13 protein-coding genes and 1 riboswitch are annotated in these 14,961 nt (G+C 70.7%); of the genes, 10 read left to right on the top strand and 3 right to left on the bottom strand.

The annotated features are described in order from the left end of the window. The first annotated feature begins 60 nt into the window (after positions 1-60). From ACLF6P_RS26115 to ACLF6P_RS26080, 8 genes are all read left to right on the top strand, one after another. Positions 61-1,143, top strand: coding sequence for a polyprenyl synthetase family protein (locus ACLF6P_RS26115; RefSeq protein ID WP_415953470.1), 1,083 nt, complete (start codon positions 61-63; stop codon positions 1,141-1,143). 468 nt (positions 1,144-1,611) lie between these two features. Then, the gene (shc, locus tag ACLF6P_RS26110; protein ID WP_415953469.1) at positions 1,612-3,594 is read left to right on the top strand and encodes a squalene--hopene cyclase; all 1,983 of its coding nucleotides are present in this window, start codon (positions 1,612-1,614) and stop codon (positions 3,592-3,594) included. Continuing rightward, entirely contained in the window at positions 3,594-4,244 is a 651-nt protein-coding gene (locus ACLF6P_RS26105; protein ID WP_415953468.1) for a phosphorylase family protein, read from the top strand. Before shc ends, ACLF6P_RS26105 begins: the two co-directional genes overlap by 1 nt. Before the next feature lie 5 nt (positions 4,245-4,249). Beyond that, the gene (hpnH, locus tag ACLF6P_RS26100) at positions 4,250-5,272 is read left to right on the top strand and encodes an adenosyl-hopene transferase HpnH (protein ID WP_415953466.1); all 1,023 of its coding nucleotides are present in this window, start codon (positions 4,250-4,252) and stop codon (positions 5,270-5,272) included. 177 nt (positions 5,273-5,449) lie between these two features. Then, positions 5,450-7,339 carry a 1-deoxy-D-xylulose-5-phosphate synthase gene (gene dxs / locus ACLF6P_RS26095; RefSeq protein ID WP_415953465.1) on the top strand — a complete coding sequence of 630 codons (1,890 nt, stop codon included), beginning with the start codon at positions 5,450-5,452 and terminating at the stop codon, positions 7,337-7,339. Beyond that, positions 7,336-8,745: an aspartate aminotransferase family protein gene (locus ACLF6P_RS26090; protein WP_415953463.1), complete on the top strand. Its 1,410-nt coding sequence runs from the start codon at positions 7,336-7,338 to the stop codon at positions 8,743-8,745. The genes dxs and ACLF6P_RS26090 overlap by 4 nt, the downstream gene beginning before the upstream one ends. Before the next feature lie 75 nt (positions 8,746-8,820). Further along, complete coding sequence (locus ACLF6P_RS26085; RefSeq protein WP_415953462.1) at positions 8,821-9,459, top strand: helix-turn-helix domain-containing protein; 639 nt, start codon at positions 8,821-8,823, stop codon at positions 9,457-9,459. Then, on the top strand, positions 9,456-9,614 hold the full coding sequence (locus tag ACLF6P_RS26080; RefSeq protein WP_415953460.1) for a DUF6126 family protein: 159 nt from the start codon (positions 9,456-9,458) through the stop codon (positions 9,612-9,614). Before ACLF6P_RS26085 ends, ACLF6P_RS26080 begins: the two co-directional genes overlap by 4 nt. A 52-nt stretch (positions 9,615-9,666) precedes the next feature. Here the strand turns inward: ACLF6P_RS26080 and ACLF6P_RS26075 are convergent, their stop codons facing one another. Further along, positions 9,667-10,464: a tyrosine-protein phosphatase gene (locus ACLF6P_RS26075; protein ID WP_415953458.1), complete on the bottom strand. Its 798-nt coding sequence runs from the start codon at positions 10,462-10,464 to the stop codon at positions 9,667-9,669. Positions 10,465-10,958: 494 nt separating this feature from the next. Then, positions 10,959-11,120: riboswitch (cyclic di-AMP (ydaO/yuaA leader) on the top strand. A 4-nt stretch (positions 11,121-11,124) separates the two neighbouring features. On the opposite strand from ACLF6P_RS26075, the gene ACLF6P_RS26070 reads away from it, so the two are divergent. Both ACLF6P_RS26070 and ACLF6P_RS26065 read left to right on the top strand, forming a co-directional pair. After that, positions 11,125-12,225, top strand: a complete 1,101-nt coding sequence (locus ACLF6P_RS26070; RefSeq protein WP_415953456.1) for a M23 family metallopeptidase — start codon at positions 11,125-11,127, stop codon at positions 12,223-12,225. Between the two features lie 185 nt (positions 12,226-12,410). Next, complete coding sequence (locus ACLF6P_RS26065; RefSeq protein WP_415953454.1) at positions 12,411-13,220, top strand: SGNH/GDSL hydrolase family protein; 810 nt, start codon at positions 12,411-12,413, stop codon at positions 13,218-13,220. Here the strand turns inward: ACLF6P_RS26065 and ACLF6P_RS26060 are convergent. Then, positions 13,217-13,636, bottom strand: coding sequence for an STAS domain-containing protein (locus tag ACLF6P_RS26060; protein WP_415953452.1), 420 nt, complete (start codon positions 13,634-13,636; stop codon positions 13,217-13,219). The genes ACLF6P_RS26065 and ACLF6P_RS26060 overlap by 4 nt on opposite strands. 114 nt (positions 13,637-13,750) lie before the next feature. Next, positions 13,751-14,695, bottom strand: a complete 945-nt coding sequence (locus ACLF6P_RS26055; RefSeq protein WP_415953450.1) for a pentapeptide repeat-containing protein — start codon at positions 14,693-14,695, stop codon at positions 13,751-13,753. Between the last annotated feature and the right edge of the window lie 266 nt (positions 14,696-14,961).

Here is a 14,961-nt window from a genome sequence, read left to right as displayed (position 1 = left end):
ACCAGCACCGCAGGCAGTACCAGCACCACCAGCACCACCCCTGGAACCAGAGGAGAGACAGTGCCGACTGAGCCTTCGGCCGCAACGGCTGCCGATCAAGGGCAGGGAGAGCGCGTCGACGTGACCGCGCTGCTCGAGCGCGGCCGCACCCTGGCCACTCCGGTGCTGCGCGCCGCCGTCGAGCGGCTCGAACCACCGATGGACACCGTCGCCGCCTACCACTTCGGCTGGATCGACGCCGAGGGCCGCCCCGCCGACGGCGACGGCGGCAAGGCCGTACGGCCTGCCCTCGCGCTGCTCTCCGCCGAGGCCGCAGGGGCGGCCCCCGAGGTGGGCATCCCGGGCGCGGTCGCCGTCGAGCTGGTGCACAACTTCTCGCTGCTGCACGATGATCTGATGGACGGCGACGAGCAGCGCCGCCACCGCGACACCGTCTGGAAGGTGCACGGCCCGGCGCAGGCGATCCTCGTGGGCGACGCGCTGTTCGCCCTGGCGAACGAGGTGCTGCTCGAACTCGACACCGCCGCGGCCGGGCGCGCCGCACGCCGGCTCACCAGCGCTACCCGCGCCCTGATCGACGGCCAGGCCCAGGACATCTCCTACGAGCACCGCGAGCGGGTCACCGTCGAGGAGTGCCTGGAGATGGAGGGCAACAAGACGGGCGCCCTGCTCGCCTGCGCCGTCTCCATCGGCGCGGTGCTCGGCGGCGCCGACGACCGGATCGCCGACACCCTGGAGAAGTACGGCTACCACCTCGGCCTCGCCTTCCAGGCCGTCGACGACCTGCTCGGCATCTGGGGCGACCCGGAGGCCACCGGCAAGCAGACCTGGAGCGATCTGCGCCAGCGCAAGAAGTCGCTGCCGGTCGTCGCCGCACTCGCCGCCGGCGGGCCCGCCTCCGAGGAGCTCGGGAGGCTGCTCGCCGCCGATGCCAAGTCGAGCGACTTCGAGAACTTCTCCGAGGCGGAGTTCGCCCACCGCGCCGCGCTCATCGACCAGGCCGGCGGACGCGAATGGACCGCCCAGGAGGCCCGCAGGCAGCACGCGATCGCCCTGCAGGCCATCGAGAGCATCGCCATGCCTGCCACGGTCAGGGACCGGCTCGCGGCGCTCGCCGACTTCGTCGTCGTACGGAAGAGATGATCGCCATCGACCACCAGCGGAGTAGGGTCTGTTCGGCGGATCAGGCCGCCATCGGGCTGCGGCGCCTTGTAAGGCCTGGTGAGCGGGGGGCTGGTGCTTCCCCAAGCTCTCAACTTCGTTCGAGCAGGGGAGACCCCATTGATGCAAGGCGGAGGAGGGAGTCGACGCGGAGCGAATGGGGCCTCCCCTGCTCGAACGGAGCGCAGCGGAGTTGAGAGCTTGGGGAAGAGTGACGACAACGCAGGAGGTGGGCGTGCCAGGCCCCCGCGTCGGCGGCATGATCCGCCGGACAGGTCCTGGCAGCCGCATATGAATCGCAGTCGCCGGACGGTGCACAGGCAGCACTGAACAGCGCAGACTCGTCACTGACACAGCAGTCAGGACCGTCGGCGCCCCCAGCGCAGCCGCACCACCGTCCGACGGCGGACCCCAGCACAGCAGCAAGCCGAACTGCACGAAGGGGAAGCCATGACAGCGACGACCGACGGAAGCGCCGGGGCCCTGCCCCCCGGTGCTGCCGCGGCCACCGGATCCGTCCACGGTTCCGCCGCACCCGACGGGGTGCGGCAGGCGACCGAGCGGGCGATCGGGTATCTGCTCGACCGCCAGGACGCCGCAGGCTGGTGGAAGGGCGATCTCGAGACCAATGTGACGATGGACGCCGAGGACCTGCTGCTGCGGCAGTTCCTCGGCATCCGCGACGAGAAGACGACCCGGGCGGCCGCCCTGTTCATCCGCGGCGAGCAGCGCGCCGACGGCACCTGGGCCACCTTCCACGGCGGCCCAGGGGAGCTGTCCACCACCATCGAGGCTTATGTGGCGCTCAGGCTCGCCGGGGACGACCCCGAGGCCGAGCACATGGCGAAGGCCTCCGCATGGATCCGCGCCCAGGGCGGAATTGCCGCCGCCCGGGTGTTCACGCGCATCTGGCTCGCCCTGTTCGGCTGGTGGAAATGGGACGACCTGCCCGAGCTCCCGCCGGAACTGATCTGGTTCCCGAAGTGGTTCCCGCTCAACATCTACGACTTCGGCTGCTGGGCACGGCAGACCATCGTGCCGCTCACCATCGTCTCCGCGAAGCGCCCCGTACGGCCCGCGCCCTTCCCGCTCGACGAACTGCACACCGACGCCCGCGACCCCAGCCCGCACACGCCCCTCGCCCCGGCCGCCAGCTGGGACGGCGTCTTCCAGCGCCTCGACAAGCTGCTGCACACGTACCACAAGGTGGCCGTGCCGGGCCTGCGGCGGATGGCGATGCGCTCGGCCGGACGCTGGATCATCGAACGGCAGGAGAACGACGGCTGCTGGGGCGGTATCCAGCCGCCCGCCGTCTACTCCGTGATCGCCCTGCACCTGCTCGGCTACGACCTCGACCACCCCGTCCTGCGCGAAGGCCTCGCCTCGCTCGACCGCTTCGCGATCTGGCGCGAGGACGGCGCCCGGATGATCGAGGCCTGCCAGTCACCCGTCTGGGACACCTGCCTGGCCACCATCGCGCTGGCCGACGCGGGCCTGCCCGCGGACCACCCGCAGCTGGTGAAGGCCGCCGACTGGATGCTCGCCGAGGAGATCCGCAGGCCCGGCGACTGGACGGTGCGCAGGCCGCATCTGGAGCCGGGCGGCTGGGCCTTCGAATTCCACAACGACAACTACCCCGACATCGACGACACCGCGGAGGTCGCGCTCGCCCTGCGCCGGGTACGCCACCCCGACCCGGCCCGCGTGGACGCGGCGGTCCGTCGGGCCACGACGTGGACGTACGGGATGCAGTCGAAGAACGGCGCCTGGGGCGCCTTCGACGTCGACAACACCAGCCCGCTGCCGAACCGGCTGCCGTTCTGCGACTTCGGCGAGGTCATCGACCCGCCGTCCGCCGATGTCACCGCCCACGTGGTGGAGATGCTCTCGTACGAGGGCCAGTCCCACGACCCGCGCACCCGGCGCGGCATCACCTGGCTGCTCGCCGAACAGGAGAGCAACGGCGCCTGGTTCGGCCGCTGGGGCGTCAACTACCTGTACGGGACGGGGTCGGTGGTCCCCGCCCTGGTGGCCGCCGGACTGCCCACCGCACATCCGGCGATCCGGCGCGCGGTCGGCTGGCTCGCATCGGTGCAGAACGACGACGGCGGCTGGGGCGAGGACCTGCGCAGCTACGTCGACGCGTCCTGGGTGGCCCGCGGCGCATCGACCGCCTCGCAGACAGCCTGGGCGCTGCTGGCGCTGCTCGCGGCGGGGGAACGGGAGTCCAAGGCCGTCGAACGCGGGGTGGCCTGGCTGGCCGAGACACAGCGCGCGGACGGCAGCTGGGACGAGCCGTACTTCACCGGCACCGGCTTCCCCTGGGACTTCTCCATCAACTACCACCTGTACCGGCAGGTCTTCCCGCTCACCGCCCTCGGCCGATATCTGAACGGGCATGCCGGCCGGGCCCTCGGACACGAGGGGGGTTGATGAGCGCCTCCCACGAACCGGCACCGCCGCTGCTCGTCGCCTGCGCGCTGGGCATCGAGAAACTCGCCCTGCGCACCGGCGAGCGCGGCGGCGCCGCGGGACCGGTCACCGTGCTGCGCACCGGCATGGGGCCGAAGGCCGCACGGCGCGCGGTCGACCGCGGCCTCGCCGGGAGCGCGCTGCGGGACGCCTCCGTGATCGCCACCGGCTTCTGCGCCGGACTCGCGCCCGGGATGCATCCCGGCGATCTGGTCGTCGCCGAGCACACCGTCGACGAGCAGGGCAGCACCCGCTGCGACGGTACCGAACTCCTGGTGAAGGAACTGGTGAGGGCGGTGCCGGGCCGGACCGTGCACACCGGCCCGCTCACCGGCTCCGACCACGTCGTCCGCGGACACGAACGCGCCGAGCTGCTCGCCGCGGGATCGATCGCGGCCGACATGGAGTCCGCCGCGACCCTGCGCGCCGCCCGCGCCGCGGGTCCGGGTCCGCGTCCCGTTGCCGCCGTCCGGGTGGTCGTGGACGCCCCGGAACACGAACTCGTACGGATCAGCACGGTGCGCGGTGGAATATCGGCGTTCCGCGTACTTCGTTCCGTACTTCCCGCTTTTCATGAATGGCACCGTTCTTTGCTGCTCCCCCGGAGGTGAGCCAGATGGCCATGCCCCTTCGTCAGTCCATCAAGGTCGCGACGTATCTCGCCGAACAGAAGCTGCGCAAGCGGGAGAAGTTCCCGCTCATCGTGGAGCTCGAACCACTCTACGCGTGCAACCTCGCCTGCGAGGGCTGCGGCAAGATCCAGCATCCGGCGGGTGTGCTCAAGCAGCGGATGCCCGTGGCGCAGGCCGTGGGAGCGGTCCTGGAATCGGGTGCGCCGATGGTGTCGATCGCCGGCGGCGAACCGCTCATGCACCCGCAGATCGACGAGATCGTGCGCCAGTTGGTGCAGCGGAAGAAATACGTCTTCCTGTGCACCAATGCGATGCTGCTCCGCAAGAAGATGGACAAGTTCAAGCCCTCGCCGTATTTCGCCTTCGCCGTCCACATCGACGGAATGCGCGAACGGCATGACGAATCCGTCGCCAAGGAGGGCGTGTTCGACGAGGCCGTGGCGGCGATCAAGGAGGCCAAGAAGCGCGGTTTCCGGGTCACCACCAATTCGACCTTCTTCAACACCGACACCCCGCAGACCATCATCGAGGTGCTCAACTTCCTCAATGACGACCTGCAGGTCGACGAGATGATGCTGTCGCCCGCCTACGCCTACGAGAAGGCGCCCGACCAGGAGCACTTCCTCGGCGTGGACCAGACCAGGGAGCTGTTCAGGAAGGCCTTCGCGGGCGGCAACCGGCGGCGCTGGCGCCTCAACCACTCGCCGCTGTTCCTCGACTTCCTCGAAGGCAAGGTCGACTTCCCGTGCACGGCCTGGGCCATCCCCAACTACTCGCTGTTCGGCTGGCAGAAGCCCTGCTACCTGATGAGCGACGGATACGTGCCCACGTACCGGCAGCTGGTCGAGGACACCGACTGGGACGCCTACGGACGCGGCAAGGACCCGCGCTGCGCCAACTGCATGGCGCACTGCGGCTACGAGCCGACGGCCGTGCTCGCCACCATGGGCTCACTCAAGGAGTCGCTGCGGGCGATGCGCGAGACCGTCTCGGGCAACCACGGGTGACGTGCGGGAACCGTCACGCCGGGGATGCCGTCCGCGCCGGTCGGGAAGAACGGCGCGGCTCCGGAGCGGGATACGGGCGACGCCACCCACGCAGGTCCGGCCGACCCGGCCTGACCGCCAGCTGGAAGGCATGCATTCGAGCATGAGTTGAGGCACCGAACCGAGAGGGGGCCCGGCGTGACGATCCTGGAGACCATTCGGGGGCCGCGCGACGTGAAGGCGCTGGCCGAGGAGGAACTTGCCGAACTGGCGGAGGAGATCAGGGAGTTCCTGGTCCACGCCGTGGCCCGCACCGGCGGCCATCTGGGGCCCAACCTGGGTGTGGTGGAGCTCTCCATCGCGCTGCACCGGGTCTTCGACTCGCCCGTCGACCGGCTCGTCTGGGACACCGGCCACCAGAGCTATGTGCACAAACTGCTCACCGGCCGCAAGGACTTCTCCAAGCTGCGCGGCAAGGGCGGGCTGTCCGGCTACCCCTCACGCGAGGAGTCCGAGCACGACATCGTCGAGAACAGCCACGCCTCCACCGCGCTCGGCTGGGCCGACGGCCTCGCGAAGGCCGTGGAGGTACGCGGCGAGGGCGGCCATGTCGTCGCCGTCATCGGGGACGGCGCCCTCACCGGTGGGATGGCCTGGGAGGCGCTGAACAACATCGCCGCCGCCAAGGACCGCCCGCTGATCATCGTCGTCAACGACAACGAACGCTCGTACGCCCCGACCATCGGCGGCCTCGCCAACCACCTCGCGACCCTGCGCACGACGGACGGCTATGAACGCGTCCTGACCTGGGGCAAGGAGGTGCTGCAGCACACTCCCGTCATAGGCCGGCCGCTGTACGAGTCGCTGCACGGTGCGAAGAAGGGTTTCAAGGACGCCTTCGCGCCGCAGGGCATGTTCGAGGATCTCGGCCTCAAGTACGTGGGCCCGATCGACGGGCATGACATCGGCGCGATCGAATCGGCGCTGAGCCGCGCCAAACGCTTCCACGGACCGGTGCTCGTGCACTGCCTCACCGAGAAGGGCCGCGGCTACGAACCGGCGCTCGCCCACGAGGAGGACCACTTCCACACCGTCGGCGTGATGGACCCGCTGACCTGCGAACCGCTCGCGCCGTCCAACGGCCCCTCCTGGACCTCGGTGTTCGGCGAGGAGATCGTACGGATCGGCGAGGAGCGGCCGGACGTCGTGGCCATCACCGCCGCGATGCTGCACCCGGTCGGCCTCGGCCCCTTCGCCGCACGCTTCCCGGACCGCGTCTGGGACGTCGGCATCGCGGAACAGCACGCCACGGTCTCCGCGGCCGGACTCGCCACCGGCGGGCTGCACCCGGTGGTCGCCGTCTACGCGACCTTCCTCAACCGGGCCTTCGACCAGCTCCTCATGGACGTCGCGCTGCACAGGTGCCCGGTCACGTTCGTGCTCGACCGGGCCGGCGTCACCGGCACCGACGGCGCCTCGCACAACGGCATGTGGGACCTGTCCGTGCTCCAGGTCGTCCCCGGGCTCCGGGTCGCCGCACCGCGCGATGCCGGGCAGCTGCGCGCTCAGCTCAGGGAAGCGGTCGACGTGGACGACGCACCGACCCTGGTGCGCTTCCCGAAGGAGTCGGTCGGGCCCGAGATCCCGGCGCTCGACCGGATCGGCGGGCTGGATGTCCTGCACGGCGACGCAGCGCGGGACGTGCTCCTCGTCGCCGTCGGGGTGATGGCGCCCGTCTGCCTCAAGGCCGCCGAGCTCCTCGAAGGCCGTGGCATCGGCTGCACCGTCGTCGACCCGCGCTGGATCAAACCGGTCGACCCCGCGCTGGTGGAACTCGCCGCAGAACACGGCATGCTCGCCGTCGTCGAGGACAACAGCCGTGCCTCCGGCGTGGGTTCGGCCGTCACCCAGGCCCTCCAGGACGCCGAGGTGGACCTTCCCGTACGGAGCTTCGGGATCCCCGACCGGTTCCTGGCACACGCCAAGCGGGGCGAGGTGCTGGCCGATCTGGGGCTTACCGCCGTCGATATCGCCGGGCGGATCGGGGCCACCTGGGACCGTAAGCAGAAAGAAGGAAGCGAAGGATGACGGACCAAGCCAAGGGGTTCGACCTGGGCCGGCTCCTCGCCGAGCGTGGCGGCGAGCGCTACGAGTTGCACAGCCGCCACCTCAACCACCAGCTCCCGCGGATGCTGCACACCATCGGCTTCGACAAGGTCTACGAGCGGGCCGAGGGCGCGTACTTCTGGGACGAGGACGGCCAGGACCATCTCGACATGCTGGCCGGTTTCGGGGTGATGGGGCTGGGACGCCACCACCCTGTCGTCCGCAAGGCGCTGCACGACGTGCTCGACGCCTCGCTCGCCGACCTCACCCGCTTCGACTGCCAGCCGCTGCCCGGCCTGCTCGCCGAGAAGCTGCTGACGTATTCACCGCACCTGGACCGGGTGTTCTTCGGCAACAGCGGCACGGAGGCCGTGGAGACCGCGCTCAAGTTCGCCCGGTATGCCACCGGGAAACCCCGCGTCCTGTACTGCACCCACGCCTTCCACGGACTGACCACCGGATCGCTCTCGGTCAACGGCGAGTCCGGTTTCCGGGACGGCTTCGCACCCCTGCTCCCGGACACCGCCGTCGCCCTCGGCGATCTCGACGCCCTGGCGAGGGAGCTGAAGAAGGGCGATGTGGCCGCGCTGATCGTCGAGCCGATCCAGGGCAAGGGCGTCCACGAGGCGCCGCCGGGCTATCTGCGCGCCGCGCAGGAGCTGCTGCACCAGCACAAGGCGCTGCTCATCGCCGACGAGGTGCAGACGGGACTCGGCCGCACCGGCGCGTTCTACGCCTACCAGCATGCGGAAGGCGTCGAACCCGACCTGGTGTGCGTGGCCAAAGCGCTCTCCGGCGGCTATGTGCCGGTCGGAGCGACCCTGGGCAAGGACTGGATCTTCAAGAAGGTCTACTCGTCCATGGACCGGGTCCTCGTGCACTCCGCGAGTTTCGGATCCAACGCCCAGGCCATGGCGGCGGGCCTCGCGGTGCTCGCCGTCATGGAGGACGAGCAGACCGTCGCCAACGCCCGGGTCACCGGCGAACTGCTCAAGTCCCGGCTTGCGGCACTCGTGGACCGCTATGAGCTGCTCCACGACGTACGTGGCCGCGGGCTGATGATCGGTATCGAGTTCGGGCGTCCCGGCTCGCTGCGGCTGCGCAGCCGCTGGAGTGCGCTGCAGGTCGCCCGCAAGGGACTCTTCGCGCAGATGGTGGTGGTGCCGCTGCTGCAGAAGCACCGGATCCTGACCCAGGTCTCCGGTGACCACCTGGAGGTCATCAAACTGATTCCGCCGCTGGTCGTGGGGGAGCGGGAGGTGAACCGGTTCGTCGAGGCGTTCACCGCGGTGATGGACGATGCGCACAGCGGCGGGACGCTCATGTGGGACTTCGGGAAGACACTGGTGAAGCAGGCGGTGGCGAACCGGGGAGGCGGGCCGCGGTGAATCGCGGAGCCGCCGCGCCTTGCCTCTGAGGCAAGAAATTTGCCGGACAGGCAAAGCTCTGGCTGAATCGAGGGCATGAGTCCTGCCGACCCCGCGGCACCGGAGCAGAGCGAACCGCTGCTCGGTGTCGCACCACAGCTGAGGGCGCTGCGCCGCAGTGCGGCGCTCACCCTCGAAGCGGCCGCCGCCTCGGCGGGCCTGTCGCCCGCACACCTGTCCCGGCTCGAGACCGGCCGGCGCCAGCCTTCGCTGCCGGTGCTGCTCACGCTGGCACGTGTCTACGGTACGACGGTCAGCGAACTGCTCGGCGAGACCCCCGCCGGACGCCAGTCGGTGATCCGGGCCTCCGAAGCCGAACCGAACCTGGCCGGTGGCTGGACCTACCGCCAGGCCGGAGCCCCCGGGCGCGGTATGCAGGCGCTGCGCGTCCAGGTGCCGTACGGGGCGCAGGGCGACATCGTGCGTGTCCATCCCGGCGAGGAATGGCTGTATGTGCTCGACGGACGGCTGCGGCTGCACCTCGCCGACAGCGCGTACACCCTGGAGCCCGGCGACAGCGCCCACTTCGACTCGGCCACGCCGCACCGTATCGCGGCGGCCGAGCAGGCAGGCGCCCAACTCCTCTTCGTCCACACGCTGTTGCAGAGCTCGGTGGAGGCGCTGTGCCTCGGCGGCGGCGCCACTCACCCCCGTACGGCCGGAGGCAGCCGATGAGCAGCGGACCGCAGGACGGTGCGAAGGGGCGCCGTTCCATGGAGGACAGGTTCCCGCGCGGCCTGGCGATCAGACTGTTCGTCTACCTGGTCGTCGGGCACTTCTTCGCGTTCTTTCTATATCTGCTGTTCGAGGTCGGCGCGCGCGGCCAGTGACCCGCAGTCCGCGGCCAGTGACCCGGCAGTCCACTGCCAGTGACCCGGCAGGTCAGTCCAGGAGCTTGGCCCGCAGCCTCTCGCGGATCTCCGGCGTGACGCCCAGCCCCTTCTCCAGGTACCGCTCGACGGAGCCCCAGTTCTGCTCCATCTCGTCGAAACCGGCCTCCAGATACTCGGCGCGCGCCTCGAACAGCGGGCTGAGCAGCTCTGTCACCTCGGCCGATCGGGCATCGGGGGCGTCGCTGGAGCGGTGCACCTTGTAGCGGCGGTGCTTGGCGTTGGACTCCAGGTAGTCGGCGACGACCGCCTCCCGCTCGACCCTGACCGCGAGCAGCGTCACCGCCACCGACAGGCCGGCGCGGTCCTTGCCGGCCGCGCAGTGCATCAGCGCGGGGACGCTGTCCTCGGCCAGCTCCGCGAGCACGCGGGTGTGATCGAGGGTGCGGTCCCGGACGATCATGCGGTACGTGGTGGCCATCCGGGCCGCGGCCCTGCCCCCGCCGAGGATCTTGCGCAGCTCCTCGACCCTGCCGTCGCGCACCATCTGCCAGAACTCCGCGCCGTCGGCCGGGTCGGTGAGCGGGAGGTTCAGATTGCGCACCCCGGGAAGCTCCACATCCGGGCCCTCCTGCTGCTGGTCCGCCGCGTTACGGAAGTCGAAGATCGTGTGCAGCCCGAGCGAGGCGAGGAACTCGGTGTCCGTCGCGGTGGCGTGGGCCAGATGACCGCTGCGGAACAGCACTCCCTGCCGTACGCGCCGGCCGTCCACCGTCGGCAGGCCGCCCACGTCCCGGAAATTGCGCACCCCGGCGAGTTCCGGCTCTGTCGACGGGATGTGCTGTGTCACGGGGGCTCCTCCCACAGTGTTCGCCGGCGCCGACCGCCGGCGTGCTGCGCACTGGGTGCACATGCCAACGACGATACGACATGGGGTCCGGGGCAGGCGGCTGTGGAGCCGATGAGGGCGAGATCACCGGCGCCGCTTTGTGCCGGAAACAGCCGATTCTGGAAGCGAATCGTCGCGGCTCTGCCGGTTACATCGACTACGCCCCCGGTTCCCTTAATGCCCGATTCGCCACCTAAGGAGTAACTGGCCCTGAATTAAGGGCTGGTGAGTCGTGTGGCGTGAGCGGGATCATATTCGTGACGGTGTGTGGCGATCTTCTTCCGTGAATTCCTGCAGCTGTATGGAAATCGAAGATCGTTCATCCACGGAGCGTCATGGCATTTCCCGAAAGGGGTCAGGTCCTGTGTGGCCCGCGGGAATTGAGGTGTTTGTTTCCCGCCCCGCGCTCCCCTACGGTCACCGACAGCCGGTGGACGCCCAATCCTGCCGCCACCGGAATTCACCCGCACACCCTTGTACGGCAGGAGCGGGGGACCCATTGGCAAGACGCCGACGCCGGTCCCGACCGGAGCGGCTTGGGGTGAAGTCGCCCTCGGGCGGCCGGGCATCTCCAGCCCGAACCCGACAGCTCACCTCGCAGGCGCCGGAGAGGAATCCGTCATGCCCGCGAAGGGTAAGCATCGCCGTCCCAAGTCCACCCGCCTGACGCGCTCGTTCGCCGTCGCCGGTACCGGGGGCGCTGCCCTCGCGCTGCCGCTGTTCGGCGCCACGGGTGCGAGCGCCGCCACGCCGCAGACCGCCGCGCCGCAGGCCGCGAGCATCGCCCCGGTCCAGGTGAAGAGCGCGCCGACCGCCCTGGCGCAGGCTGCCCTGACGCAGGCCGCCGAGGCCCGGGCCGCCTCGACCGCCCCGGCCGAGGCCGCCGGGTCCGCCGGGTCCGCGGACAAGACGTACACCGTCGTCGCAGGTGACTCGCTCTCCGCGATAGCCGCCGAGCAGGACATCGACGGCGGCTGGAAGCCGCTGTACGCCGCCAACAAGAAGGCCGTCGGCGCCGACCCGGGCCTGATCCACCCGGGCCTCAAGCTCAAGGTCGGCGCCGTGGTGCAGGCCTATGCCGACTCGGCGGCCGCAGGGAAGGCCTCGGGTGCGGCCGCCGAGTCGGGCTCGGGCGCCTCCCGCTCCGGCTCCTCGGACTCCGGCTCCTCGGATTCCGGCTCCTCGGACTCTTCCGGCTCCTCGGACTCCGGCGCATCCGCGAAGTCCTCCTCCGAGGCGGCGGCCGACACCGCCTCCGCGGCCGCCCCGGCCGAGGCGGCCGCGGAGGCACCCCGCGCCGAGCAGGCCGCCACCGCCTCCGGCTTCACCCGCCCGGTCGCCGCCGGCGTCTCCACGCAGTACCGCACCGCCGGATCCATGTGGTCCAGCGGGTACCACACAGGCACCGACTTCGCGGCCGCCGCGGGCACGCCTGTCCGGGCCGTCGGCGCGGGCACCGTCGTCTCCGCAGGGTGGAGCGGCGCGTACGGCAACGAGGTCGTCATCCGGCACGCCGACGGCCACTACTCGCAGTACGCCCACATGTCGCAGCTCTCGGTCTCCACCGGCCAGACCGTCTCCGGCGGCACCCGGATCGGCCTGGTCGGCTCGACCGGCAACTCCACCGGACCGCACCTGCACTTCGAGGTCCGCACCGGCCCGGGCTACGGCTCTGACGTGGACCCGGTGGCGTACCTGCGCTCCCACGGCGTCTCGCTCTGAGGCACCCGTGCCGTCCGCACGCCCGGTGTCCGGTGTCCTTCGCGGCCCGGACACCGGGCGTCGACGTCCCGCGGCCCCTGGGGCGTATTCCGCATCCGGCGCGCCTTCTCGGTGGTCTATGTCACCCGTTGTCAAGGGTGGTTACGGTGGCGTAAGTCACGTCTCGGGGTGAAAAATATGCCGACGTGGCAGATGACTCGACGACCTCCGCAGACCGCGCCGCCGTGACACCGGCGGCTTTCGCCTCCTACGCGGCACTCGGTGACAGCTTCACCGAAGGTGTCGGCGACCCCGGACCCGACGGAACCTTCGTCGGCTGGGCGGACCGGCTCGCCGTCCTGCTCGCCGACCGTCATCCCGAGCACAGCTTCCGCTACGCCAACCTCGCCGTGCGCGGAAAGCTCCTGGACCAGATCGTCGAGGAGCAGGTGCCGCGGGCGAAGGAGCTGTCCCCCGAGCTGGTCTCCTTCTGCGCGGGCGGCAATGACATCATCCGCCCCGGCACCGACCCCGACGATGTGGCCGAGCGCTTCGAGCGGGCGGTCGCCGAGCTCACCTCCGCAGTCGGCACGGTGGTGGTGACCACCGGCTTCGACACCCGTGACGTTCCGGTCCTCAAGCATCTGCGCGGCAAGATCGCCACGTACACCGCGCACGTGCGGGCCATCGCCGACCGCCACGACTGCCCGGTCCTCGACCTGTGGTCGCTGCGCTCGGTGCAGGACCGGCGCGCCTGGGACGACGACCGGCTGCACCTCTCGCCCGAGGGGCACACCCGCGTCGCGCTGCGCGCCGCCCAGGTGCTCGGTCTCGCCGTCCCGGCCGACCCGGACCAGCCCTGGCCCGAGATGCCGCCGCGCACCACGCTGGAGGTGCGCCGAGACGACATCCAGTGGGCGCGCGAGTACCTGGTGCCGTGGATCGGGCGGCGGCTGCGCGGTGAGTCCTCGGGTGATCACGTCGAGGCCAAGCGCCCCAACCTCATGCCGCTCTAGGAAGCGTCCCGCGCCCCGCGGTCATCGCCGCCGCGGGTGCGGAGGCGCGGGTGCGGAGGTGCCGGAGGTGCCGGTGGCGCCGGCGGTGTGGGCAGGACGGGGACGGAGTCCGGTACGCGCAGGCAGTCGAGGACGCGCAGCACGGACGGATCGGTGCAGACCAGCACGATCGTGGCGCCCTCGCGGCCGAGCCGGCGGCGCAGCCGGTCGAAGAGGGCGATGCCGCCGCAGTCGAGGAACGTCAGCAGGCGCAGGTCCAGGACGAGTTCGGCCGTCGGCAGGCACAGCTGCCCGCTCAGCGGCTCCTCGATGTCCTGCGCCCCGGCGATGTCCAGCTCGCCGTGCAGCTCCACGGTGAGCCGGGTGCCGTCGCGGCGCATCACGGGCGTCGGCCCGTGGACGTAGGGAAACACCATCACCCCAGCTCATCGACTGCCACCGCCGCGGACACCCCTGGGTGTCGGGTGATGGCAGTCGATGAATCTAGGGCCCGTGCATACGACCGGGAGCACATGCCTGAGCACTGTCGCTCAATGGCGTGAACTTCTCCCGTTCCGCTTGACGCGCGACGGCTGTGAGGTCCAATGCGTCGGGTGGCGCAGTCCGTCCGGCACCCGGGTCGTGCCGTCGCCCTTGGCCGCGTCCAACTGGGGCTGCGTGAGGTAGACGGTCTCCCGCAGGTCCGCTCCGGTCAGATCGGCATCGCGCAGATCCGCGCCGATCAGGTCCGCCCGGCGCAGATCCGCGCCCCTGAGGTCGGCGGCGACGAGGATCGCCCCACGGAGGCTGGCCCCGCGCAGATCCGCCCCGGACAGACGCGCACCGAAGAGATCGGCGCCACGGTGGTTGCGCGGGCGGCCCGGCGCCTGGGCGCGGTGCAGATCTCCGGCGCACAGCAGCAGAGCGTTCACCTCCTGTCGTACGGTCGCCACATCCGTCGCGAGCAGAGCCTCGGGGGCCTGGCGGGTGAGGGCGTCGATCCTCTCGTACGCCTCGCGCAGGGCATCGCGGATCGGGCGGGCGGCGTCCAGCGTGGCCGCCTCGGCGACGTACCGCAGCAGCTCGTGCAGCTGACGCATCACAGGGAAGACGGCGGACATCTCGCGGGCGCCCTTCTTGGAAGTGCGCCAGTCGGTGCCGCCGAAGGTCACCTGGGAGACCTTCTGGCCTGCGCCGAAGCAGTCGAAGACGGTACAGCCGGGGAAGCCCTTGGCGCGCAGCTCGGCGTGGATGCCGCAGCGGTGGTCCGCCAGGAGATTGCGGCAGGGCGTACCGGCCGCCTTGTTCACGGCGAAGTCGCTGGACTTGCTGAAGGGGAGCGCGACGCAGCACAGGGCGAAGCAGTTGCCGCAGTCGGCCCGGAGGTCTGCGTGCGTGGGGTCGGGCTGATCGCTTCCGGGCTCACCGGGCTGTCGGGACACCGTGCGGGTTCTCCTGTCGTGGGGCGGGCGGCAGGCCCGGGGCGGAACCTCCATTCTCCACCCGCGCCACCTCTGCCCTTGCCTCTGCCCATGCCTTTGACTCTGCCCAGGAGCCGGGCCGACCGAGGCCCGGGGGACGAGCACACCGAGCGCACCCGCCCCCTCCGGAATCTTGTGGGCGGCTGCCACGTTGAGCAGGGCATGACGCCGACGAGCCGCCCGCGCCCGGTGCATCCCGGGGCCGTGCCTTCGCGCGCCCGTTTCGTGCCCGCGCGCGCTTATTCCGTGCCTGCGCGCGCCCATAATGAAGCCCCCGCGAC

The sequence above is a fragment of the Streptomyces lothianensis genome, assembly GCF_047779955.1.
In the GTDB taxonomy this organism is placed as follows: Bacteria; Actinomycetota; Actinomycetes; order Streptomycetales; family Streptomycetaceae; genus Streptomyces.
The sequence above is the reverse complement of the archived record's forward strand: the minus strand, read 5'-3'. Positions and strand labels throughout refer to the sequence as shown.

Bases quoted from the DNA above. Each gene is read 5' to 3' on its own strand.
- shc (WP_415953469.1), top strand. From the start codon at position 1,612: ATGACAGCGACGACCGACGGAAGCGCCGGGGCCCTGCCCCCCGGTGCT.
- ACLF6P_RS26105 (WP_415953468.1), top strand. From the start codon at position 3,594: ATGAGCGCCTCCCACGAACCGGCACCGCCGCTGCTCGTCGCCTGCGCG.
- hpnH (WP_415953466.1), top strand. From the start codon at position 4,250: ATGGCCATGCCCCTTCGTCAGTCCATCAAGGTCGCGACGTATCTCGCC.
- ACLF6P_RS26090 (WP_415953463.1), top strand. From the start codon at position 7,336: ATGACGGACCAAGCCAAGGGGTTCGACCTGGGCCGGCTCCTCGCCGAG.
- ACLF6P_RS26085 (WP_415953462.1), top strand. From the start codon at position 8,821: ATGAGTCCTGCCGACCCCGCGGCACCGGAGCAGAGCGAACCGCTGCTC.
- ACLF6P_RS26080 (WP_415953460.1), top strand. From the start codon at position 9,456: ATGAGCAGCGGACCGCAGGACGGTGCGAAGGGGCGCCGTTCCATGGAG.
- ACLF6P_RS26070 (WP_415953456.1), top strand. From the start codon at position 11,125: ATGCCCGCGAAGGGTAAGCATCGCCGTCCCAAGTCCACCCGCCTGACG.
- ACLF6P_RS26060 (WP_415953452.1), bottom strand. From the start codon at position 13,636: ATGGTGTTTCCCTACGTCCACGGGCCGACGCCCGTGATGCGCCGCGAC.
- ACLF6P_RS26055 (WP_415953450.1), bottom strand. From the start codon at position 14,695: ATGGAGGTTCCGCCCCGGGCCTGCCGCCCGCCCCACGACAGGAGAACC.